The sequence below is a fragment of the Herbidospora solisilvae genome (assembly GCF_009901565.1).
Classification (GTDB): domain Bacteria; phylum Actinomycetota; class Actinomycetes; order Streptosporangiales; family Streptosporangiaceae; genus Herbidospora; species Herbidospora solisilvae.
This window is the reverse complement of record NZ_WXEW01000013.1, coordinates 127,546-151,232: the sequence shown is the minus strand read 5'-3', so window position 1 is coordinate 151,232 and position 23,687 is coordinate 127,546. Positions and strand designations below refer to the sequence as shown.

At 72.9% G+C, this 23,687-nt stretch carries 12 protein-coding genes; 6 read left to right on the top strand and 6 right to left on the bottom strand.

The features are described 5' to 3' along the window. Window positions 1-124: 124 nt before the first annotated feature. On the top strand, window positions 125-745 hold the full coding sequence (locus GT755_RS36095) for an HNH endonuclease family protein (RefSeq protein WP_030453963.1): 621 nt from the start codon (window positions 125-127) through the stop codon (window positions 743-745). On the opposite strand, the gene GT755_RS36090 is transcribed toward GT755_RS36095, so the two are convergent. Together GT755_RS36090 and GT755_RS36085 are read right to left on the bottom strand one after the other, a co-directional pair. Next, complete coding sequence (locus tag GT755_RS36090; RefSeq protein WP_161484054.1) at window positions 736-6,066, bottom strand: non-ribosomal peptide synthetase/MFS transporter; 5,331 nt, start codon at window positions 6,064-6,066, stop codon at window positions 736-738. The genes GT755_RS36095 and GT755_RS36090 overlap by 10 nt on opposite strands. Continuing rightward, window positions 6,063-12,368, bottom strand: coding sequence for a non-ribosomal peptide synthetase (locus GT755_RS36085; protein WP_161484053.1), 6,306 nt, complete (start codon window positions 12,366-12,368; stop codon window positions 6,063-6,065). Before GT755_RS36085 ends, GT755_RS36090 begins: the two co-directional genes overlap by 4 nt. A gap of 65 nt (window positions 12,369-12,433) precedes the next feature. Between GT755_RS36085 and GT755_RS36080 the strand changes: the two genes are divergently transcribed. Beyond that, window positions 12,434-13,762: a condensation domain-containing protein gene (locus GT755_RS36080; protein WP_161484052.1), complete on the top strand. Its 1,329-nt coding sequence runs from the start codon at window positions 12,434-12,436 to the stop codon at window positions 13,760-13,762. A 245-nt stretch (window positions 13,763-14,007) separates the two neighbouring features. On the opposite strand, the gene gndA is transcribed toward GT755_RS36080, so the two are convergent. Next, window positions 14,008-15,447: an NADP-dependent phosphogluconate dehydrogenase gene (gndA, locus tag GT755_RS36075; RefSeq protein WP_161484051.1), complete on the bottom strand. Its 1,440-nt coding sequence runs from the start codon at window positions 15,445-15,447 to the stop codon at window positions 14,008-14,010. A gap of 26 nt (window positions 15,448-15,473) precedes the next feature. Beyond that, on the bottom strand, window positions 15,474-16,679 hold the full coding sequence (locus tag GT755_RS36070) for a TIGR03118 family protein (RefSeq protein WP_161484050.1): 1,206 nt from the start codon (window positions 16,677-16,679) through the stop codon (window positions 15,474-15,476). A 198-nt stretch (window positions 16,680-16,877) separates the two neighbouring features. Between GT755_RS36070 and GT755_RS36065 the strand changes: the two genes are divergently transcribed. After that, complete coding sequence (locus GT755_RS36065; protein WP_328794735.1) at window positions 16,878-17,774, top strand: hypothetical protein; 897 nt, start codon at window positions 16,878-16,880, stop codon at window positions 17,772-17,774. A 168-nt stretch (window positions 17,775-17,942) separates the two neighbouring features. Here the strand turns inward: GT755_RS36065 and GT755_RS36060 are convergent, their stop codons facing one another. Together GT755_RS36060 and GT755_RS36055 are read right to left on the bottom strand one after the other, a co-directional pair. Next, on the bottom strand, window positions 17,943-18,896 hold the full coding sequence (locus tag GT755_RS36060) for a sulfotransferase family protein (RefSeq protein WP_161484049.1): 954 nt from the start codon (window positions 18,894-18,896) through the stop codon (window positions 17,943-17,945). An 84-nt stretch (window positions 18,897-18,980) separates the two neighbouring features. Then, the gene (locus GT755_RS36055; protein ID WP_161484048.1) at window positions 18,981-19,796 is read right to left on the bottom strand and encodes a hypothetical protein; all 816 of its coding nucleotides are present in this window, start codon (window positions 19,794-19,796) and stop codon (window positions 18,981-18,983) included. Window positions 19,797-19,894: 98 nt separating this feature from the next. On the opposite strand from GT755_RS36055, the gene GT755_RS36050 reads away from it, so the two are divergent. Genes GT755_RS36050 through GT755_RS36040 form a run of 3 tightly spaced genes read left to right on the top strand, consistent with a single transcriptional unit; the run spans window position 19,895 to window position 23,687 of the window. Continuing rightward, on the top strand, window positions 19,895-20,281 hold the full coding sequence (locus GT755_RS36050) for a hypothetical protein (RefSeq protein ID WP_161484047.1): 387 nt from the start codon (window positions 19,895-19,897) through the stop codon (window positions 20,279-20,281). Between the two features lie 2 nt (window positions 20,282-20,283). Next, window positions 20,284-22,803 (top strand): tetratricopeptide repeat protein, encoded by a 2,520-nt coding sequence (locus tag GT755_RS36045; RefSeq protein ID WP_161484046.1) that lies wholly within the window; start codon window positions 20,284-20,286, stop codon window positions 22,801-22,803. Beyond that, window positions 22,800-23,687 (top strand): hypothetical protein, encoded by an 888-nt coding sequence (locus GT755_RS36040; protein WP_161484045.1) that lies wholly within the window; start codon window positions 22,800-22,802, stop codon window positions 23,685-23,687. The genes GT755_RS36045 and GT755_RS36040 overlap by 4 nt, the downstream gene beginning before the upstream one ends.

The following is a 23,687-nucleotide window of genomic DNA, read 5'->3' as shown; positions in this document are numbered from 1 at the left end:
GCTTGTCCCCAGCGCGTTCCCACGAAGACGGGTGCCGCCGGTAGTCAAAGCCTGATATTTCACCATTTTGTCAGCGATGTGAGAGTCACCCTTGACACGGTTCACCACCCCACAAGGAGCTCCCGTGCGGCGTGCCCTCTCCTTAGGCGTGGCCTCGATCGCCACCCTCGCCCTGCTCGCCACCCCCGCCTCCGCCACCCCTCCCGGCATCCCCTCCTACTCCACCGCCGTCAGTCAGCTCAACGCGCTGACCGTGGCCGCCGAGGCCAACGCCGGTTCGTACAACCGCGACCTGTTCCCGCACTGGAGCACCGTCTCCGGGGCGTGCAACACCCGGGAGCAGGTGCTCAAGCGCGACGGCACCGGCGTCGTGGTCAACTCCTCCTGCGCGGCGACCTCCGGCAGCTGGTACTCGCCCTACGACGGCGCCACCTGGACCGCCGCCTCCGACGTCGACATCGACCACATGGTCCCGCTGTCGGAGGCGTGGAAGTCGGGCGCGAACGCCTGGACCACCAGCCGCCGGGAGCAGTTCGCCAACGACCTGTCGAGCCCGCAGCTGTGGGCCGTGACCGACAACGTCAACCAGTCGAAGGGCGACCAGGACCCGGCGTCGTGGAAGCCGTCCAGGACCGCCTTCTACTGCACCTACGCCAAGTCGTGGATCGCCGTGAAGTACAAGTACTCCCTCAAGCTCCAGTCGGCGGAGAAGACGGCCCTGAACTCGATGCTCGGCTACTGCTGACCCCTGACCGCGAGGGGGCCGGTCCGTCCGGCCCCCTTCAGCATCTCCTGGCCGATCAGGTCGTCGGGGAGCGCGTCGGGGACCCGGTCGTCGAAGTACCACAGGCCCCTGATGAACCGGGCCACCAGGACGGCCGTCGCCATGACGATCGCGAACAGCACGTACATGAGCGCGATCCCGCGTCCCTCGCCGGTGCCGATGACGAGCCCGACCGACCCGGCCAGCAGGCCGCCCTCGACCATGAGCGGTTCGAAGAGGGCGGTGCCATAGGGGGCGACCAGGCCGTAGCCGATCGGCAGGGTGGAGAAGGCGACGAGCTGGTTCAGCGCGAACACCCGGCCGTGGAACCGCTGCGGGACCTTGACCTGGATGATCGTGTTGTAGATGCCGTTCAGCACGGTCAGCGAGAAGAACATGCCGAACACCCCGGCGGCGATGACGACCAGGTTCTCCTGCGCCCCCACCACGACCGCGCCCGCCGACAGCGCCACCGTCGACCAGAGCTGACCGCGCAGGCGGCGACGCCGCGGGCCGCCCCAGATGGTCATCAGCAGTCCCCCGACGAACACGCCCAGGCCGCCGGCGAAGGTGACCCGGCCGACGTCCTGGAGGTCGCCGAAGCTCAGCACGAGCGGCGAGACGAGCAGGAACAGCGGCGACATGAACAGGTTCACCACGGCGAAGAACAACAACATGCTCCGGATGCCGCGGTTGCCCCAGGTGAACTTCAGCCCGTTGACCAGCTCGGTGAGCAGCGGCTCGCGGCGCCGCCAGCCCATCGTCTTCGGGAACCTGACCAGCAGCACCGTGATGATCGCCACCGTGTAGCTGACGACGTCGATGACCAGGATGCCGCCGAGCCCCACGACCGACATGAGCCCGGCCGCCGCCAGCGGCGGCACCAGGTTGGCCAGGCCGCCGACCATGCCCATGAGCCCGTTGGCGTGCCCCAGGAACCGTTTCGGCACGATCTGCGGGACCGCCGCCGCCCAGGCGACCCGCTGGAAGGTGAGCGCGAGCGAGAGCAGCACCAGCAGCGGGTAGACCTGCCACACCATCAGGTTCCCGGTCCACACGAGCACGCCCAGCGCGAGCTGGGTGCCGCCCGCGGCCACGTCACTGGCCAGGATGACCTTCCGCCGGTCGAACCGGTCGACGACGGCGCCCGCGAGCGGCGCGGCGAGCATGCCGGGCACCAGCGCCAGCACCGAGAACAGCGCGAAGTTCACCAGCGAACCGGTGGTCATGTAGATCCACAGCGGCAGCGCGAACTCGGTCAGCGCCGTCCCGGTGATGGAGATGAGCTGCCCGGCGGCCAGCGCGGCGAAGCGCTTCATGCCCGGCTTCGGCCCGACGTGGATCTCGGGGCCGGGCCCGCCGCCTTCGGGCGTGCCGCGCACGGACAGGCCCTCCAGCCACCAGGTCTCCTCGCCCGTCGACTTCTCCAAGGTCGCGGTGGAGCCCTCGGCGATGGCGCGGTGGGTGTGGGTGACGATGGCGGCCAGCTCTTCGTTGCGGTACTTCACGAAATAGTGGGCGGCCTCGTCGAGCACGACGCAGGCGGTGGTGTCGGCCACGCAGTGCCATTCGCGGAACCGCTCCTGGTAGTACTCCATCGCGGGGTCGCGCTCCCCCACCACCGCGATGACCGGGGCCGACAGCGGCGGCAGCTCCTTCTCGAAGACCTCGGTGAAGTACTCCTCGGCCTCCCGGGTGCCGGTCCTGCGGTTGGCCACGATGAGCTTGAGCTCCTCCTGGTCGAACTCCGTGACGTCCAGGCCGGCGGCGCTGAGGGCGTTGATGCGGCCCTGGTCGCCGCCCAGCTCCTCCAGCCAGGTGCCGATCCGGGAGAACACGCCCTTCGGGCGGGCGAACGGAAAGGCGCCGCCCAGGTAGACGGCCTCGGGGGCGCGTCCGGCCGCCTCCAGGTGACGGGCCGCCTCGATGCTGATCATGCCGCCGAGGCCGCAGTGGCCGTACAGGACGATCGGGCCCGTGACCTTGGCGAGGATCTCGTCGGCGTACTCCTTGGCGACCTCGTTCATGGGGCGGGGCTCTTCGCCGAGTTCGTTGCCCGGCACGGCCAGGGAGTACAGCGCCCAGTCGGCCGGCAGGGCGTCGGCCAGCGGCTTGTAGATGACGGCGCTGCCGCCGCCGTAGGGGGCGCAGACGACCGTGGCGCGGGCCGGCCGCGACGGGGTCAGGCGGTGCAGCAGGCCGCCCGCCGCCTTCTCCGTCGACGGGTCGAGCAGGCGGGCCAGGTCGCGGACGGTCGGGTGCTTGAACAGGTCGAGCAGGGTGGCGACGTGCCCGGCCTTGCGCAGCCGGGCGACGACCTGCATGGCCAGCAGCGAGTGGCCGCCGAGGTCGAAGAAGTCGTCGGTGACGCTGATCCGCTCCAGCCCCAGCACGGCGGCCCAGATCCCGGCGACGAGCTCCTCCAGCTCGGTCTCCGGGTCGGTGAACTCGGCCGTCGGCTCGGCCACCGCCGCCGGGTCGGGCAGCGCGGCCCGGTCGACCTTGCCGTGGGACTTCAGCGGGAGGCGGTCGAGCCAGACGTACCGGGCCGGGACCATGTAGTCGGGCAGGCGCTCCTTCAGCCAGGCGCGCAGCGCGCCGGTGTCGCCGACCCCGGCCAGGTAGGCCACGAGGCGCTGGTCGCGGAGTTCGACCACAGCCTGGGCGACCCCCTCGTAGGTGCCGAGGAGGGTCTCGATCTCGCCCAGTTCCACCCGGTAGCCGCGCACCTTCACCTGGAGGTCGCGGCGGCCGAGGAACTGGAGCTCGCCCGACTCCAGCCAGCGCCCCAGGTCGCCGGTCCGGTAGAGGCGGGCTCCCGGGGGGCCGTACGGATCGGGCACGAACTTTTCGGCGGTCAGCGCCGGGCGCCCGAGGTAGCCGCGCGCCAGGCGCGCGCCACCGAGGTGGATCTCCCCGGGCATGCCGATCGGGACCGGACGGCCGTTGGCGTCCAGCAGCCGGACCGTCGCGCCGGGCAGCGGCCGGCCGATGGGCAGCAGGCCCTTCTCGGCGCCGACCTCGTGGGTGGTGACGCCGACGGTGGCCTCGGTGGGCCCGTAGTGGTTGACGACCCTGACCCGGGCGGCCAGCTCGGCGGCCCACTCGGCCGGCGCGGCCTCGCCGCCCAGGACGAGCAGCTTGCGGGGCAGCAGCTCGGCGGGGTCGGCCTCGGCCAGCAGCGCGGCCAGGTGGGAGGGCGTGATCTTGAGGTAGTCGGGCGGGTAGAGCCGGAAGTAGGCCGCCAGATCGGGCGCGGCCGTCTTCGGCGGCAGCAGGTGCAGGCAGCCGCCCGTCATCAGCGACAGGTAGAAGACGGTGATGCCGAAGTCGAAGGCGAGCGACTGGAGCAGCGCGAACTCCGACCCGGGCTCGACCGCGAACCGCTCGTGCACCCCGGCCAGGTAGACCAGCACCTCCCGGTGCTGCACCGCCACGCCCTTCGGCCGCCCGGTCGTGCCGGAGGTGTAGATGACGTAGGCCAGGTCGTCGGGGGTGACGCCGACCTCAGGAGCCCGCGCCGCCGTCCCGCCGTCGAGGTGGATGCCGGTGACCCCGTCGGGCCCCAGCTCGGGGGTGGTCACCGCGAGGGCGATGCCGGCGTCCTCGATCATGTACGCCAGCCGCGCCGCCGGCAGCTCCGGGTCCAGCGGCACATAGGCGGCCCCCGACTTGAGCACGCCCAGGATCGCCACGGCGATGTCGGCCGACTGCTCCAGGCAGACCGCGACCCGGTCACCGGGCCGCACCCCCTCCCCGACGAGCCGGGCGGCCAGGTGGTTGGCCCGCTGGTCGAGCTCCCGGTAGGTCAGCGTGTCGTCGCCGAAGACCACGGCCGGGGCGTCCGACACCCGCACGGTGTGGTGCAGCAGCGTGGCGTCGAGGCGCCGTGGCTCCGCCGACTCCCCGAACGCCGGCGTCGTGGCCGCCTCGTGCGCGGGCAGCAGGTCGAGGGTGGAGATCCGGGCCGACGGGTCGGCCGCGATCGACCGCAGCAGCGTCTCGAACGACTCGGCCAGTCGCCGCACGGTCGAGGGCTTGAACAGGTCGGTGCAGTAGATGAACGAGGCGCCCATGCCCTCCGGGCCCTCGTACAGGTAGAGCGCCAGGTCGAACCGGGCGGCGGTCACCTCGGCCGAGAAGCCGGTGACCTTGACGACGTCGGCGCCCGCCGGTCCGGTCTGGTAGTTCTGCAGCGCGAACAGCACCTGGAAGATGGGCGTGCGGCTGACGTCGCGTTCGACGTTGAGCTCGTTGACGAGCTGGTCGAACGGGAGCTCCTGGTGGGAGAAGGCGTCGAGCGCGCCGTCCTTCACGCGGTCGAGCAGGTCGGTGAAGGCCGGGTCGCCGTCGAGGTCGGCCCGCATGGCGAGGGTGTTGACGAACATGCCGACCAGCCCGTCGAGCTCGGGCTGTCCGCGCCCGCTGACGGGGGTGCCGACGGCGAAGTCGTCCTGCCCCGACCAGCGGCCGAGCAGGACCTGCAGCGCCGCCAGGAAGGTCATGTACGGCGTCGCCCCGCGCGCGTTGCCCAGCTCGGTCAGCGCGGCGACGAGGTCCCCGTCGAGCCGGAACGCGTGCTCGGCCCCCTTGGCGCTCTGCTCCGGCGGGCGGGGCAGGTCGGTGGGCAGGTCGAGCGGCGGCAGGTGGGCGAGCCGGTCACGCCAGTAGTCGACGTCGGACTGGAAGACCCGGCCGCGCTGCCAGAGGGCGTAGTCGCCGTACTGGACCGGCAGCGGCGCGGGCTCCCTGCCGGCGAGCAGGGTCAGGATGTCGCCCAGCAGCACGTCGCCCGACCAGCCGTCGGTGACGGCATGGTGAGCGGCGAGCTGGAGCACGTGCTGCTCGTCCGCGATCCGGACGAGCGTGGCCCGCAGGAGCGGCCCGGCGGCCAGGTCGAACGGCCGGGCCAGGTCGGCCGAGATCAGCCGCCGGGCCTCCTCGGCGTCGGCGGCCTCGTGCACGGTCAGCTCGACGGCGGCCTCGTCGTCGATGACGAGTTCCGGCAGGCCGTCCTCAGTGGTGGTGAAGCGGGTGCGCAGGGTCTCGTGCCGGGCGGTCACCTTCGCGAGCGCGTCGCGCAGGGCGTCGGCGGAGAGCCCGCCCTCCAGCCACACCGCGAACGGGACCGTGTAGGCGGTCGTGCCGGGGCGGTACTGCTCCAGGAACCAGAGCCGTTCCTGCGCGTGCGACAGCGGCGGCACCACACCCGGCTCGCGCGGGGTGATGACGGCCTTGGCGGTGCGGCGGCGGAGCCGCTGCTGGATGAGGGCCCGCTTGGCGGCGGAGATGTCCTGGGTCATGACTCCTCCAGCAGGGCGAGCGCCTCTTCGTCGGACAGGTCGCCGAGCTCGGCGAAGAGCAGGTCTTCGACCGCCTGACCGAGGGTCTCGACGGTGGTGTGCGTGAACAGGGTCCGGATCGGCACCGAGACGCCGACCGTGCTCTCCATCCGCGCCGCGACCCGGACGGCCAGCAGCGAGTGCCCGCCGAGCTGGAAGAAGTCGTCGAACGCGCCGATGCCCTCGACTCCCAGCAGTTCGCTCCAGACATCGGCGACCAGCGCCTCGGCGTCTGAGCGGGGCGCGACGAACGTCTCCTGCCGGCGCGGTTCCGGTTCGGGCAGCGCGAGCCGGTCGAGCTTGCCGTTCGGCGTCAGCGGCAGCGCGTCGAGCGCGACGAACACGTTCGGCACGTAACCGGCCGGCAGCCGCTCGACCAGCCGCTCCCGCAGACCCGTGGTGTCCCCCACGACGTAGGCGACCAGCACGTCGCCCCTGACCGCCACGGCGGCCCGGGAGACGCCGTCGAGCGCTTCGAGCGCCGACTCGACCTCGCCGAGCTCGATCCGGTGGCCGCGCAGCTTGACCTGGTCGTCGTTGCGGCCCAGGAACTCCAGCGTGCCGTCCCAGTTCCAGCGGACCAGGTCACCGGTGCGGTAGACCCCGCCGACGAACCGCTCGGCCGTCAGCTCGGGCCGCCGCAGATAGCCGTCGGCCAGCCCGAGCCCGCCGATGACCAGCTCGCCGGGGGCGCGCGGCGGCACCGGGTTCAGGTGGGCGTCGACGACCGCGACGGTGGTGTTGCCGATGGGCCGTCCGATCGATGTCTCCCCCGGATCGTCGGGCACCTCCCAGGCGGTCGACCAGATGGTGGTCTCGGTCGGGCCGTAGACGTTCACGAGCCTGCCGGTCCTGGCCTTCAGCTCCTTCGCGAGGCCGGGAGGCAGCGCCTCCCCGCCGACCAGCGCCGTGACCCGCGGGATGTCCCCTTCGACCAGCACCCGCCAGCCGGAGGGCGTGGCCTGGACGTGTGTGACCCCGCCCTCGGTGATCCGCCGCGCGAGCGCCGGCCCGTCGAGCGCGATCCCGGGATCGGCGATCACGACCCGGCCGCCGGTCACGAGCGGCAGGTAGAGCTCCAGCCCGGAGATGTCGAACGAGAGCGAGGTCAGCGCCAGCCAGACGTCGTCGGGCGTCGACCCGAGCAACTCCCGCATCGAGACGAGGAAGTTGAGCAGCGCCCGATGCGGGACCACCACTCCCTTGGGCTTCCCGGTCGAGCCCGAGGTGTAGAGGACATAGGCGGGATCCTCGGGCAGCGGCCCACCCCACATTTCGTGACTTGGGGCGGAACCGGATGCCGGTATGTCGAGGCGGATGACGGGGAGATCTCCGCTCCCCCATGGCTCGCGGTCCGCGAGGAGCACCTTGGGCTGCGCGTCGTCCAGGACGAAGGCGATGCGCGCCTCCGGATAGGCCGGGTCGAGGGGCAGGTAGGCCGCGCCCGCCTTCATGACCGCGAGCATGCCCGTCAGCGCCGGAACGGATCGTTCGGCGAGGATGGCGACGATGTCGCCGCGGCCGACGCCTGCCGCGGTCAGCCGGGCGGCCAGGCCGTCGGCCGCCGTCAGCAGGGCGCGGTAGGTGAGGTCGTCGACCGCGATCCGGTCGCTCGGGGTGATCAGGTCGAGGAGGGTGCCCTCCGGGAGGGGGAGGTCGGGGCCGCTGCCCCACTCCGCCAGGGCCGCCTCGTCCTCGGGGGTGCGCATCGTGAGGGCCGACAGCGGGGTGGTCGGGTCGGCGGCGATCTCGTACAGGCAGGAGAGGAGCCTGGCGGCGAAGCGCTCGACCGTCGAGGTGTCGAAGAGGGCCAGGTCGTAGTCGAAGACCAGGTTCAGGCCCTCGGCCACCGGCCAGACCGTGAGAGTCAGGTCGAATGCCGTCTTGATCGCCCCGGCGTCGTAGGGCTCGTGCCGGAGGCCGCCGAAGGTCTCCGGGAGGTTGCCCTCCGAGGTGTGGCTGTGCAGGATCAGCATGGTCTGGAAGAGGGCCGACTGGCCGAGGTCGCGGCGCACGCCCAGCACCGACTTGAGGCGTTCGACCGGCACGTCCTGGTGGGCCAGGGCGTCGACGAGGGTCGCCCACGTCCGGCGGAGCAGTTCGTCGAAGCCGGGGTCGCCGCTCAGGTCTGCCCGCAGCACCAGCGTGTGCGCCAGGTAGCCGATCACCGACTCCAGTTCGACGCGTTCGCGGGCGGCCGTCGGGGAGCCGACCGCGAAGTCGTGCTGGCCGGTGTGCCGCGACAGGACCGCCTGGTAGGCGGCGAGCAGGACCATGAACAGCGTCGTGCCGCTGTCGCGGCCGATCGACTCCAGCCGGGCGACGAGGGCGGCGGGTGCCTGGACGCTCAGCTCCGCGCCGACCCGGGCGCCGTCGAGGGGGCGCGGGCGGTCGAGAGGCAGTTCCAGGGCCGGTACGCCGGCCAGTTTCTCCTTCCAGTGCGCCAGCGCCGCCGCGCCCTCGTCGAGGGCCTCCCGCCGGAGTTGCCACAGGGACACGTCGCCGGCCTGGACGGGCAGCGGGGGGAGGTCGGCGCCGTCGTACAGGGCGGCGAGTTCGGTGATCATCACGTTGACCGAGTAGCCGTCGGCGACGATGTGGTGCATCGCGACGCACAGCACGTGGTCGTCGGGGCTGATCTGCACCAGCGTCGCCCGGACGGGGGGAGCCGCCGCCAGGTCGAACGGGGTGTTCACGAGTTCGGCGCAGAAGTCGGCGACGGCGTCCTCGGGGAGGGCGACCCACTCGATCGTGCCGCCGCCGGGCGGGTCGATGACCAGCGTGGGGCGGCCGTCGTCGGCCGGGAAGCGGGTGCGCAGCGACTCGTGCCGGTCGACCAGGGCGCGGTAGGCGTCGGCGAACCGGGCCAGGTCGAGGGGGCCGTGGAGGCGGCGGGCCAGGTACATGTTGCTGGAGGCGTCGCCGGGGTCGAAGTGGTCCATGAACCACAGGCGCTCCTGGGCCGCCGACAGCGGCACGGGGGTGCCGGGCTCGCGGGGTTCCAGCGGGACGACGCCGGGGTCGGCGCCGATGGCGGCGGCCAGACCGGCGACGGTCGGATGGGCGAACAGCGCCCGCACCGGGACCGGCACGCCGAACGCCTTCGACAACAACGCCGCCGCGCGCGGGGCCAGCAGCGACCGGCCGCCGAGGGCGAAGAAGTCGTCGTCGGCCCCGACGTCGCCGACGCCGACGACCTCGCCGAAGACGCGGGCGATGCGGCGCTCGGCGGGCGTCTCGGGGGCGCGGTGGGTGCGGGTCACCGGCACGGCCTCGACCCGCGGCGCGGTCGCCAGGCCCTCCGCCCGCCAGGCCGCCCCGCCCAGGGTCACGCCGGGGAACAGCAACTCCGACAGGGGCCGGTCGGGCGTCTCGGCGACGGCCGCCAGCAGAGTGGTGAACCGGGCGGCCAGCGCCTCGACGCGGGCCGCGTCGAACAGGGCCGAGTCGTAGGTGAGGTCGAGGGCCAGGGTGTCGCCGGATCGCCAGGCGTCGACCGTGAGGTCGTAGCGGGCCGGGACGTGGTCGAGCGGGAACACCTCGCCGAACGTGCCGGGCAGGGTGTCGAGGTTGAGCACGGTCTGGAAGAGCGGCGCCTGGCCGAGGTCGCGGCCGAGGTCGAGCTCGGTGAGCAGGCGTTCGACCGGCACCTCCTCGTCGGCCATCGCGGCCAGCACGGTCGCCCGCGCCCGCGCGAGCAGCCCGGCGAACGTCGGGTCGCCCGACAGGTCGGCGCGCAGCACCAGCACGTTGCCGAGACGGCCGAACACGGGCTCCAGCTCGACCCGGCCGCGCCCGGCGGTCGGGGCGCCGACGGCGAAGTCGTGCAGGCCGGTCTCGGCCGACAACACGGCCTGGTAGGCGGCCAGGAGCACGGTGAACAGGGTGGTGCCCTGGCTCTGGGCGAGGGTTTCGAGCGGGGGGATCGAGAGCTCGGTCCGTACGAGAGCGCCTCTGCGCGCCGCGACGGCGGGGCGGGGGCGGTCGGCGGGCAGGTTGAGAACCGGCAGGTCGGCGAGCCGCTCGCGCCAGCGGGCGAGCGCGTCGGCGCCCAGCCCGGCCGCCTCCCGGCCACGCTGCCAGGCCACCACGTCGCCGTGCTGGATCTTCACGGGCTCGCGGTCCCCGGCGAGGTCCTCGGCCAGGACGTCGAGCGACCACTCGTCCCCGGCGATGCCGTGGAAGACCACGCACAGCACGTGGTCGCCGCCCACCCGCACCAGCGCGGCCCGCACGGGCGGCGCGGCGGCCAGGTCGAACGGGGCGTTGACCCGCGCCGACAGCAGCGCCCTGGCCTCCTCCTCGGTGTCGGCGGTCAGCCGTTCGAGCGGGAGCGGGAAGTGGTCCTCGACGACCGCGACCGGCCGCCCGTCGGCGTCGGGGAAGCGGGTGCGCAGTGCCTCGTGCCGGTCGACGGCTCTCTGGAGGGCGTGTCCGAGCGCGTCGGCGTCGAGCGGGCCGCGCAGGCGGCGGGTCAGGTGCAGGTTCCACGACGCGTCGCCGGGGTCGAAGCGGTGCAGGAACCACAGCCGCTCCTGCGCGGGCGACAGCAGCACCGGCGACCCGGCGGGCCGGGGCTCCAGCGGCACCGACACCGTGTCGAGCCCGTCGAGCACCGCCGCCAGCGCCTCGACCGTCGGCGCCCCGAACAGCTCGCGCACGGGGATCTCCACCCCGAGCCGCCGCGTCAGCCGCGCGGTGACCTTGGTCGCCAGCAGGGAGTGCCCGCCGACGGCGAAGAAGTCGGCCTCCGCGCCGACCCGGTCGAGCCCGAGCACCTCCGCGAACGCCTCGGCGACGACACGCTCGGTGGGGGTACGAGGGGCGATCTCCCCCGCGCTCCTCGCGGGCGCCGGAAGGGCCAGCCGGTCGACCTTGCCGTTGGGGGTGAGCGGCAGCGCGTCGAGGGAGATCACGATCGACGGGACCATGTATGCCGGCAAACGCTCTCTCAGCGCGCTCAAAAGGTCGCCGTGGTCGCCGACGACGTAGGCCACCAGGACCTCGTCGTGCACCGCCACCACCGCCTGGGCGACGCCGTCGAGCTCCTCCAGCACGGTCTCGATCTCGCCCAGCTCGATGCGGTGGCCGCGGAGCTTGACCTGGGTGTCGGCGCGGCCGAGGAAGTCGAGGCCGCCGTCGGCGCGGCGGCGGACCAGGTCGCCGGTCCGGTAGAGGCGCTCGCCCCCGGGGGCGGGCAGGAACCGCTCGGCGGTCAGCGCGGGCCGGTTGAGGTAGCCGTCGGCGACGCCGAGCCCTCCGATGTAGAGCTCGCCCTCCTCCACCGGCCGCCCGTCGTCGTCGAGGACGTGCACGGTCGTGTTCAGGATCGGGGTGCCGATGCTGACCGACGCGGGGTTCTTCGGCACGTCCCACGCGGTCGACCAGATGGTCGTCTCGGTCGGGCCGTAGACGTTGACCAGCCGGGCGCACCGGTCGGCGAGCCGCCGGGCCAGCCCGAGCGGCAGGGCCTCGCCGCCGACCAGGCCGGTGACGTTCCCGGCGAACCCGGCGTCGAGCAGCACCCGCCAGCCCGAGGGGGTCGCCTGGACGTGCGTGACGCCCTCGCGCTCGACGAGGTCGCGCAGGCGCGTGCCGTCGCGGGCGGTCTCGGCGTCGGCGATCACCATCCGGCCGCCGGTCACCAGCGGCAGGTAGAGCTCCAGGCCCGAGATGTCGAACGAGAGCGACGTGAGGGCCAGCCAGACGTCGTCCGGTCCGGCGCCGAGGAGCTCGCGCATGCCGGTCAGGAAGTTGAGCAGGGCCCGGTGGGAGATGACGACGCCCTTGGGGCGGCCGGTCGACCCGGAGGTGTAGAGCACGTAGGCGCGGGCGTCCCGTCGTCCGCCGACGTCGCCGGTCGCGCCGTCGACGTCGACGACCGGGCCCCGGAAGGCCGGGAGGCTGTCGCGGAGATGCGGCCTGGTCAAGGCGGCCGCAGCCCCGGAGTCCTCCAGGACCATCGCGATCCGGGCGGCGGGGTAGCCCGGATCGAGGGGTAAGTAGGCCGCTCCGGCTTTCAGGACGCCGAGTAACGCGGCGACCATCTCCGCCGATCTGTCGACATAGAGGGCGACGAGGTCGCCGGGCCCGACTCCGGCGTCGGCGAGGCGGCGGGCCACGCCTCGGGCGGCGGCGTCGAGGTCGCCGTAGGTCAGCGTGCGGTCTCCGCACACCACCGCGACCCGGCCGGGCGACGCTTCCGCGTGGGCCTCGAAGAGGTCCAGGAAGGCCGGGACGTTCGTCAGGGTGGTTTCGATCATGCAGCCATCTCCCAGGGATGAAACAGGACTTCTCCGCGATCAAGGACTTCGGCGACAATCGCGGGATGACAGTGCCCGAACAGGCCGACAAGCGCCGCGCTCTGGTGGCGAAGCTGCTGGCGCGCAAGGCCGCCCCGCAGGGGGTCACCCCGGTTCCGCGGGACGGCGGCCCGCTCCCGTGCTCCCACGAGCAGCGCCGCATCTGGCTCGCCCAGCAGTCCGACCCGGCCGCCGCGCCCAACGTGACGCTGGGCGTGGCCCTCTCGGGGCGGCTGGACCTCCTGCGGCTGGCCGAGGCGTTCGCCGCTCTGATCAGACGGCACGAGGTGTTCCGGACGACGTACACGGAGACCCCTGAGCAGGTGGTGCACGGCGCGCTGCCCGCGCCCCTGGAGTATCTCGACGTGAGCGACATGCCCGACCCCTCGGGGGCCGCGCTCGACCTGGCTCTCGCGCGGAGCGGCGAACGGTTCCCGGTCGGGCAGGGCCCGCTGCTGCGGCTGACCGTGCTCCGGGTCGGCCCGGACGAGCACCGGCTGTTCCTGGTCTGCCACCACATCGCCGCCGACGGCGGCTCGCTGGGCGTCGTCGCCGACGACCTGGCCGCGCTCTACTCGGGCCTGCCCCGGCCGGAGCTCCCGATCCAGTACGCCGACTACGCCGCCTGGTCGGTCCAGCGCGCCGAGACGAGGATCGCCGAACGCCTCCCCTATTGGCGGGACCTCCTGAGCGGCGCCCCGGCCCCGCTCTTCGAGGGCGTGACCGCCCACGCCAGGGCGGGCCGTTCGGGGGCGACCGCCGCGATCAGGGTCCGGCGGGAGACCGTCGACCGGCTGCGGCGGCTGGGCGAGGGGCCGACGACGCCGTTCGTGGCGCTCTGCGCGGCCTACCTGACGCTGCTCCAGCGCATGACCGGCCGGCGGGACCTGGTCACCGGCATCGTCTCGGCCTCGCGCACCCGGCGGGAGCTCGAACCGGTCGTCGGCACGTTCGTGAACATGGTGCCGCTGCGCGTCGCGCTGCCCGCCGGACAGGGGTTCCCCGCGCTGCTCACCAAGGTCAGGGAGGCCGCGGCGGGGGCGCTGGCCAACGAGATCCCCTTCGACACCCTGGTCTCGCGGGCGGGCGTGGCCCGGATCCCGGGCGTGCATCCGGTGTTCCAGACCTCGTTCATCCACCGCGACGACCCGAAGCTCCCGCCCACGTGGGAGGGCCTGGAGGCCCGCGTCTGGGACCACGAGGTCGACGACGCCGCGCTCGACCTGATGCTGACCGCGACCCCTCGGGGCGACGACTACGAGCTCGCCTTCACGGGCAAGCTTGACCGATTCTCCGCAGGTCAGGTCAAGGAGCTGCCCGTCGTCTTCCGGGACTTGCTGGAAGAACTTCGATGACGGGCCCGGCACCCGCGCATTGGATCACGCCGGGCGTGCGCGGCGGTAGCGCCGTCTCACTTACCGGCACAGTCTTCAGAGCCTGAATGACGTGCGGGCGTGTGGGGGCCGGTGGGAATGGCGCACCGGCCCCCACGCCGTCGCCCGGATCGCGGTGCCGCGGGCGCGCGCCGCCCGAGGGCCACCCCGGTCCGGGACGGGGGTGCGAGGGGCCGGTGGTCAGGACACCGGCGCCCCGCGTGGTCCTACTTCTCCTGGTGCTCGGCGCGGTCGCCGCTCCAGTCGGTGTGGAAGACCCCTTCGCGGTCCACACGGTGGTAGGTGTGGGCGCCGAAGTAGTCGCGCAGGCCCTGGATCAGGGCCGCCGGCAGGCGGTCGCGGCGCAGGCCGTCGTAGTAGGCCAGCGCCGAGGAGAACCCGGGCGTCGGGACGCCGATCGAGGCGGCCGTGGAGACGACCCGGCGCCAGGCGCCCTGCGCCTCGGCCAGCGCCTCGCTGAAGGACGGCGAGGCCAGCAGCGTCGGCAGCCCCGGGTCCTTGGCGTAGGCGTCGCGGATCCGGTCGAGGAACCGGGCCCGGATGATGCAGCCGCCGCGCCAGATCGTCGCCATGTCACCGAGGTTGATGTTCCAGCCGAACTCCTTGGAGGCGGCGGCCATCTGGTCGAAGCCCTGGGCGTACGCCACGATCTTCGACGCGAGCAGGGCCTGCCGGACGTCGTCGACCAGGGAGTAGTTGGGCGCCGACCCGATCGGCCCCTCCAGGTCGCGGGCGGCCTGGCGGCGGGTGACGTCACCCGACAGGCCGCGGGCGAACACCGCCTCGGCGATGCCGGTGACCGGCACGCCGAGTTCGAGGGCGTTCTGGACGGTCCAGCGGCCGGTGCCCTTCTGCTCGGCGCGGTCGGCGACGACGTCCACGAACGGACGGCCCGTCTCGGCGTCGACGTGGCCGAGCACCTCGGCGGTGATCTCGATCAGGTAGGACTCGAGGTCGCCCCGGTTCCACTCGGTGAAGATCTCCGCCAGCTCGCCCGGGGTGCGGCCGAGGGCCTGCCGGAGCAGGTCGTAGGCCTCCGCGATGAGCTGCATGTCGGAGTATTCGATGCCGTTGTGGACCATCTTCACGAAGTGGCCCGCGCCGTCGGCGCCGACGTGGGTGCAGCAGGGCACCCCGTCGACCTTGGCCGAGATGTCCTCAAGGATCGGCCCGAGGGACTTGTAGGCCTCCGGCGAGCCGCCCGGCATGATGCTGGGCCCGTTGAGGGCGCCTTCCTCACCACCGGAGATGCCGGTGCCGACGAACAGGATGCCGCGCTCCTTCAGCGCCGCCTCACGCCGCCGGGTGTCGGTGAACAGGGCGTTCCCACCGTCGACGATCATGTCGCCGGGCTCCATGTGGGCCGCCAGGTCCTCGATCACGGCGTCGGTGGACGGACCGGCCTTCACCATGATGATCGCCTTGCGGGGTTTCGTGAGCGACGCCACGAACTCCGCCGTCGTGCCCGTCGCGACGAACGCGCCCTCTCCGGCGTGGTTCTCGACGAGCTCCTGCGTCTTGCTCTCGGTGCGGTTGTGCACCGCGACGACGTATCCGTGGTGGGCCAGGTTCCTCGCGAGGTTCCGGCCCATCACCGCAAGGCCCGTCACCCCGATGTCCGCCGTGCCCAAAACGTTCTTGTCCATGCGCCGCTCCTATCCTTCCGGGCAGCTCAGTAACCGTACATGCCGCCCGCTGACGACGTCGGCGTGGTGGCCGCCGACGGCTTGGGCGTCGCCGACGCGGACGCCGAAGGCGCCGGCGTCGACGCCGCGCCGGGCAGCGGCCCGGCGTCAGACGGCCTCAGCACGCCCAGGAGGCCGTGCTGCGCCTTGTCGATACCCGCCGCGAACCATACAGAGTTCTCTCCGCCGTTCGTCGCAGTGCCCGGCTCCAGATCCCACAGACCCTCAAGCTGGATCGCCTGTCCGTTGGTCTGCCGCAGCGGGCCGAGGTACCGGCCGGTGCGGGCGCTGTAGGCGTTGACCAGCCCATCTCCGAAGTTACCCACCAGAACGGCCCCGGCCAAGGCGCCGAATCCACGCGGCGCGCGGATCATCGCCCACGGCGCGTTCAGCGCGCCGCGATTGGCGAAGCGGCCGAGGAAGCGGCCGTTGGCGGAGAACCGGGAGACGAACCCGTTGCCCCGGCCGGGCACGGCCTTGCCGGTGGCGGCGTCGCGCTTGGCGTACGCGACCATGATCACGTTGCCGACGACCTCGACGTTGAAGGGGGCGTAGTCGGCGGGCATGCGCGGGTCGCGGAACTGCGAGCGGGACAGCCGCACCCGGTCGAACTCCGAGTCGTAGACGTGGATCTTGCCGTGCGAGAATGAGGGGGCCAGCAGGAAGGCGCCCCGGTTGGTGTTCATCACCGCCAGGCCCTTGTAGTCGGCGTTCTTCGTGAACGCCGCGATGACCGCGTTCTTGGGGTTGACCTCGGCGTTCCACGCCGTGATCGCCCCCGAGGGGCTGGCGAAGATGAAGGTCGCGGGCTTGTCCTTGATCAGGAAGTCGTCCTGCGACGTGTTGACGACCTGTCCGGTCGGCGTGCCGCCCGGAATGGCGACCTCGGTCTGCTCCTTCTTGGCGTTGCCGGAGTAGACGGTCGCGACACCGGCGCCGGCGCCCGAGACCCACAACGTCTTGCCCATCGCCAGACCCCAGGGGTTGACCAGCTTGGGATCGGTGACGGGGGCCTTGCCGGGCACGTCCGAGACCAGGTTGACCTGGGCGAACCGGTTGGTCGACGTGGTCGTCTTGGTAACCTTGACGGTGGCGGGCTTGGCCTGTGGGGCCGTCTGGGCGCTTGCGGGAATGCTCAGGGGGGTGCTCAGAACGAGCGTCCCGGCGGTGAGCACGGCGACGCGTGAACGCATCTGGTGGTCTCCTTCGAGGGGCCTTCTCGGTTCATGACCTAAGGTGCGGAGGTTCGCGAAGCTCCCTTACGGGCGGAGATACGCGGCGCTTCCCGGGAGGGTTCACCGGCTGAAAACCTAGTAAAAGGGTAGGGTTTGCCGAGTCAACGACCGGCAAAGCCCCTTTGACCCCTCCACCTCGCTGTCTATCGTCGACGTGTGATCCTTGGAGACTCCGGAATGTTCCTCCCCCAGCCTCAGCGCTCCGTCGTGGCGATCCCCCCGCCGGGAGACGGCCCCGGCTTCTGGGCCGGCGCGCCGAGCGCCGTGGCGACGCCCGACGGCACGATCTACCTGGCCTACCGGCTGCGCCGTCCCATCGGCGAGGGCCGCGGCTACGCGATCCAGATCGCCCGCTCCGACGACGGCGAGCGTTACGAGCCGGTGCTGACGATCACCAAAGACCAGATGCGGACCGAGTCGCTGGAGCGGCCCACTCTCGTGCTGACCCCCGAGGGCGGCTGGCGCCTCTACCTGAGCTGCGCGACCTACGGCACCAAGCACTGGCGGGTCGAGCTGCTGGAGGCCGCCCGCCCCGAGGACTTCGACCCGGAGACCGCCCGCGTGGTGCTGCCCGGCGACCTCAAGACGGGCGTGAAGGACCCGGTGATCGTCCACCACGGCGGCCAGTGGCACCTGTGGGCGTCCTGCCACCCGCTGGAGGTCCCCGAAGAGGCCGACCAGATGGTCACGGACTACGCGACCAGCCCCGACGGGCGCGACTGGTCGTGGCACGGCACCGCCCTCGACCGCCGTCCCGGCGCCTGGGACTCCCGCGGCGTGCGCATCTCGGCGGTCCGGTTCACCGACGACGGGGTGCTGGCCTACTACGACGGCCGGGCCAGCGCGGCCGAGAACTACGAGGAGCGCACCGGCGTCGCGACCGGCCCCGACCCGTCGACCCTGACGGCCGTGGGCGACCACCCGCACGCCGAGTCACCCCACGGCGGCCTGCGCTACCTCGACATCCTCGACCTGCCGGGCGGCGGCCGGCGCATCTTCTACGAGTGGACCCGCCCCGACGGCGCCCACGACCTGCGCACCGAACTCATCTGACGGAACCCGCGCCGCCGCCTCACCGGCCATCGGCGCGGGTCGAAGCTCTTTCTCCGTTACGGCTCCGCCCGCCCGGCGCCGACGCCCGCCCCGCCCAGGCGCCGCACCCGGCGCCGGCCACCGCTCCCCCGACCCGCCGCGACGAGTCGTCCGTGGCCGGTCAGGCGGCTATCGGGGCCGCCCGTTGCGCGCCTGGCCCTGACCGGTCGGGCGGTGGCCGACCTGGCCGCCCGAACGGTCGCGGGGCCGGATCCAGTCGGAGAAGTCCTCCCCCGTCACCTCTTCCAGCAGCTTGATGTCGTCGGTGAAGTAGGGGATCAGCTCCTGCCGCTGCTCCCACGTGAGGGGCCGCCGCGCCTTGCCGTCGCGCTGGAGCACCCGGGCCAGCGGCGCGGTCAGCGCCTGCCCGCCCAGCCGGTCGCCCACCCGCACCACCTGCGACAACACCTGGTGGAGCACCGTCTCGTGGGGGTGCACGGTCACGTTCTCCCGGGGCACCTCGGAGATCACCCCGGTACGCACGCCGAGATGCCCGCAGATGCGGTCGAGGGTCTCCGCCGGCCGGTCGAGCAGGTCCCGGTAGCGGAAGACGAGCACCTGCTCCTCGGTGAACAGGTCGTAGAGGTCGCGGAGCTGCTCGCCGTACTTGCCCAGGCCGACGTAGTGCCAGAAGGGCGCCCACCCGGCCCTGATCCGCTCGGGCTCGCGGGCGCAGGCCTCGACGACGTCGCCGACGGGCTCCAGCCCGGCCGACCACAGGTGGGTCCAGTTCGAGTGCGCCCGCTCGACCGGGTCGCGCACGACCACGATGAGCCGGACCTCGGGGATGAGCGCCTTGATGCGCCGGTGGGCGTCCCGGTCGTACAGGTAGAACGGGGTCGACTCGCCGTTCAGGTAGCCCGGCCGGAACAGGGCCTCGTAGTCGTCGCGGCGCCACACGTGCTCGCGGTAGGTCTCCGCGTCGCCGGGCCCGCCCCTGTCGGGCGGCGGGCCGTCGGAGAGGAAGAACTTCGGCTCCTTCACCGCGGACAGGTACAGGTCCGGGTGGGCGCTGAGCGCGGCGTGCAGGGCGGTCGTGGCGGCCTTCGGGGCCCCGATGACCAGGAAGCCGGGCAGAGTCACACTAACCTCCACTTTTCCTACAAACTTAGTATGGAATTGGTCCTCCTTCAACGTCCCGGCACTTCCACAGTACGGCCCGATGATTCACTTCCCGGAAGACGGGCGGCACAACGCGATGGTCGCGTCGTCGCCGGGCTTGTGCCGGGGCCAGCGACGACCCCGGGGGTCGCTCGCCTCGACCGCGCGGACCCGGCGCAGCCACCCCTCCGGCCCGGCCTCCGCCAGCCACGGCAGCGCGGCGCGCCAGGTGAGCTGTCCGTAGAGATCGACCAGCGCGGCGGCGCCGTCGGTCATCACCGCGGCCGGCCCGGTCCCGGTGGCGGGCACGCTGCCGGTCAGCGCGTGCCCGGCCGCCTCAGGAGCGGCCCCCGCGAGCCAGTAGCCGCCCGGCGCGTTGCGCAGCAGCCGCTGAGCCTCGATCATCTCCGCCGTGCGCTCGCGCCGTTCCGCGCTCCCCATGGGCGTCCTCATCGCCGCCGCCGCGAGCTCGCCGAACAGGTTCTCGGCCCGCCGGTCGCGGATCGCCGTGCCGCCGACGACCACGGTGGCGTCGCTGAGCACGAGGTGGTCGAACCGCCCGGCGTACTCCCGGATCACCGCCACGGTGGCCGACGGCGTGCCGGGGGCGGTCAGATCGCAGGTCCCGGCATGGGCCGCGGCCACCTGCCCGATCGCTTCGGCCAGCGCACGGTCGAGCGGGAGCCGGGGGTCGCCCTCCGCGTGGGCGACGATCGCCCGGACGAGGGAGGCGGCGTACCACGGTGTGCCGTGGACGCAGCCGGTGGGCAGCCCGAGCGAGGTGACCCCGTCGGCCACCGCGACGACCGACCTCCCGGCGGCCACCGCGTCCTCGTTGGGCACGAGCGCCGAACCGGCTTCGGTGGCGGCGATGACATCCATACCGATCTCCTCTCCAAGACCGTTGACAGGGCGGACCGGGCCACCCAGAGTGGACGCCGAAGCCGGACGATCCGGTCACGGAGAGTGAAGGAAATCGTGTGGATCCTCTCTCTATCACGGTTGTGGGCCTCGTCGCGGCGAAGCTGGCCGAGGGATTCGGCGGCGAACTCGGCACGCGCGCCGCGGGCGCTCTGTCCGACCTGGTCACTCGGGTGAAGGCGAGAATCTCCGGCGATCCGGAGGCGGAAGCTGCCATGTCCGACATCGAGGCGGGTGACCAGGCCGAGGAACCTCGGGAGACGGTGGCCGAGGCGCTGTCGAAGGCGCTGGAGTCCGATCCGGAGCTCCGCGAGCAGCTCTCCCGGCTGGTCGGTGAGGTGCGCGGCGATCCCAAGGCCGTCTCGTTCGTCACCCACGTCTCGGGAGACGCGCAGGTCGGCAAGATCGTGACCATCGGCGAGGTCACGGGCGACGTCTCCTTCTGACGATGACCACACCAGGAGACGCCGACGCCGGCGACGACACCCTCACGACGCTGCTGCCCTTGCTGGCCCGGCGCCTGCGCGCCGACCGGGCCGGGCAGGAGGCGCTGTCACGGCTGACCGACGACCCGCGCGACGCGACCCTGACCCAGTGGCTGGAAAGCCGAGGCGCCCCCACGATGGCGACCGTGGTCACCGGCGGCTACGTCGAGAAGCTCGTCACCATCGCGCACGCCGACAGCGTCCACATCGAGATGCCCGCGGAGCCGCCGCCCCTCCCGGCCGACCTGCCCGCCGTTCCGGGTGACTTCACCGACCGGGACGCCGAACTGCGGGAGGCCCTCACCCACATGACCGCCAGTGGTGGCCTGCTGACCGTCTCGGGGCTCGGCGGCATCGGCAAGAGCGCCTTCGCCACCCGCGTCGCCGCCGGTCTCGCCGGTCCGCACGGCGGTTTCGGCGGCGCCCAGTTGTACGCCGACCTCCGCGGCCACGGCGACGACCCGCGCGATCCCGGTGAGGTGCTGACGGGTTTCCTCCGGTCGCTGGGTGTGCCCGAGTCCCGCATCCCGCATGACCTCGATCAGCGGGCCTCCCTCTACCGGACCGCTCTGGGCCGGGGCCGGTCGATCGTGCTGCTCGACAACGCCCGCGACGAACGCCAGGTCCGGCCGCTGCTGGCCGGTGCCGGACACGCCGTCCTGGTCACCAGCCGCCGGCCCTTGGCGGCGCTGGAAGGGGCGTTGTCGCTGCCGCTGCCGGCGCTTCCGGCCGGCGACGGGCTCGCGCTGCTCGCCGCGATCGCGGGGCCTGACCGGGTCGGCGCGGAACCGGAGGCCGCGGCCGAGACGGTCCGGCTGTGCGGGGGGTTGCCGCTGGCGATCAGGATCGTCGCCGGGAAGCTGGCCGTCCGCCGCCACTGGCGGGTGAGCCGGATGGCGGCGGCGCTGGCGGCCGAACGCACCCGGCTGGGCGAGCTCTCGCTCGGCGACCTGGACGTGAAGGGCTCCTTCATGCTGAGCTACCGCGACATCGGCCCCGACGCGCAGCGGGCCCTGCGGCTGTCCGGGTTTCTGGGCATGCCGAGTTTCCCCGGCTGGCTGCTGGCCGCCCTGCTCGACGTCCCGGTCGGCCGGGGCGAGGAGCTGGCCGAGGAGCTGGCCGAGCTTCACCTGCTCGAACCGATGCCCGAAGACGCGACCGGCGAGCTGCGCTACCGCCATCACGACCTGCTGCGCCTGTTCGCCGCGGAGCGGTCCATGGCCGAGGACTCCGAGTCGGAGCGCCGCGCCGCCGTCGAACGCGCCCTGGGCGCACTGCTCGCCATCGCCAAGCGGGCCCTGTACTTCCTGTCGCCGCACAGCAAGCGCGATCCCGACCCGACGCTGGCCCGCCTGTGGCCGCTGCCCGCCGACCACCTCGACCGGCTGGCCGGGCAGCCCTACGCGTGGTTCGAGTCCGAGTACGACACCCTGATCGCCGCCATCGCCCGCGCTCACGGTGAGGGCCTGTGGGAGTGCGCCTGGGAGCTGGCCGACTCGATGCACTACTTCTTCCGTGTCCGGGCGCTGTGGGCCGACTGGGTGCGCACTCACGAACTGGCCCTGGAGGCGGTCCGTGCGGCCGGGAACGCGCGTGGCGAGGGGTGGACGCTCCGCAACCTCGGCAACGCGTACCGCGACCAGGGCGACCTGGACCGGGCCGCGGAGTGCTTCCGGCTGTGCCTGGAGCTCTTCGACCGCATCGGCAACCGGCTCGGCCAGGCGGCCGCCCTGAACAACCTGGGCGAACTGGCCATGGACCGCGGCCGGCTGGCGGAGGCCAGGGAGTACCTGGAACGTTGCCTTCCGGCCTGGGACGACGTCGGCGACGCGGTCGGCGTCGCCTACGTCACCAACCACCTCGGCTGGGTCACCATGCGGCAGGGCGACGGCGACGCCGCCGCGGCCTACTTCGCCCGATCCCTCCCCCGCTTCCGTGAGCTCGGCGACCGGTGGGGCGAGGCGCACGCCCTGCGCAGCCTGGGGGTGCTGGCTCGCGAGCGCGGCGACCTGGCCGCCGCCGAGGAACCTCTCACGGTCTGCGCACGGTTGTTCGCCGAACACGGCGACCCGGCGGGACAGGCCAGATCGAACGTCGACCTCGCCTGGGTGCTGGCGTTGTCGGCCCGGCATCGGGAGTCGTCCGCCCTGCTCGACCGCGCCCAGGCCGTGTTCGGCGAGCTGTCCGACAGCGCGGGCGTGGCGTGGTGTCTGCTGGTCCGGGCCGAGCTCCTGCTGGCCGAGGGCGACGGCACGGCCGCTTCGGCCGCCCTGGAGGAGGCCGCCGCCACCTTCCGCGACCGCGACGAACTGTACGAGGAAGGCCTGGCCCGCACCGCGCTGGCCGCCGCCTACGCCCGGACCGGCCACGGCGACCGGGCCCGGCGCGCCTACGACGAGGCGATCACCACCCTGGCCGAGTCGGGCGCCTCCGCGTGGCTGGCGCGGGCCAGGCGCGAACGGGCCGAACTGAGCCGCGCGTGATCGCGGCCGCGTGGTCGGCGGTGGGCGGGGCGGTGCTGCTGCTGATCGGCGTCGCGAACCTCTCGTCCGTGGCGATCAGCCCCGACGGGCACCGGTATCTCGCGGCGGGGGCGGGGCGCCCGGTCCCTCACCCGTTCGCCGGCCGGTGGCTGCTGCCCCGGGTGCTCGGTGCCGCGCCGGGCCGCTGGCAATGGTCCACCCGGCTGCACCTGCTGGCGCTGCCGCCGCTGACGACACTGTGGCTCGAACCGTGGATCGCCGACCAGACGGCCCGGACGGTCGGCGGCCTCATGGTGTGCGGACTGACCGGGCTCTGGCGAAGCAGCCTGTTCCGGCCGGTTCTGGTCGAGGCGCCGGCGATGGCGTGGAGCCTGGGGTGCGCGGTGCTGCTCCAGCACGGCTGGTGGGCCCCGGCTCTGGCGGCGGCCATTGTCGCGGCCGCGATCAAGGAGACCTCGCCGCTCTTCGCCGCCTGCTTCGCCTGGCACCCCCTCCCCCTGGCCGCCCTCGCCGTCTCCGCCGGACTGCGCCTGGCCGTGCGAACCGGCCCCGACCCGATGGGGGAGGAGGAACTGCTCGCCCACCCGGTACGAACCGGGCTGCTCTCCCACATGGACCGCTGGTTCAGCCTGAGGGAGCTGCTGCTGCCGTGGGGCGCGGGAACGCTGGCGCTGCTCGCGGTCGACGCGTCGTTCACGCCGATGCTGGTCACCGCCGTCGTGATCGGATACGGGCAACTGCTGGTGGCGACCGGGACGGTCCGCCTCTACCAGTGGGCGTTCCCGCCGGTGCTGCTCGGCGCCGTCTCCGTCATTCCTCCCCGGTGGCTCGTGGCGGCGCTGGCGGTCCACCTGCTGAACCCGTGGGCCGGACCCGGCCGGTGA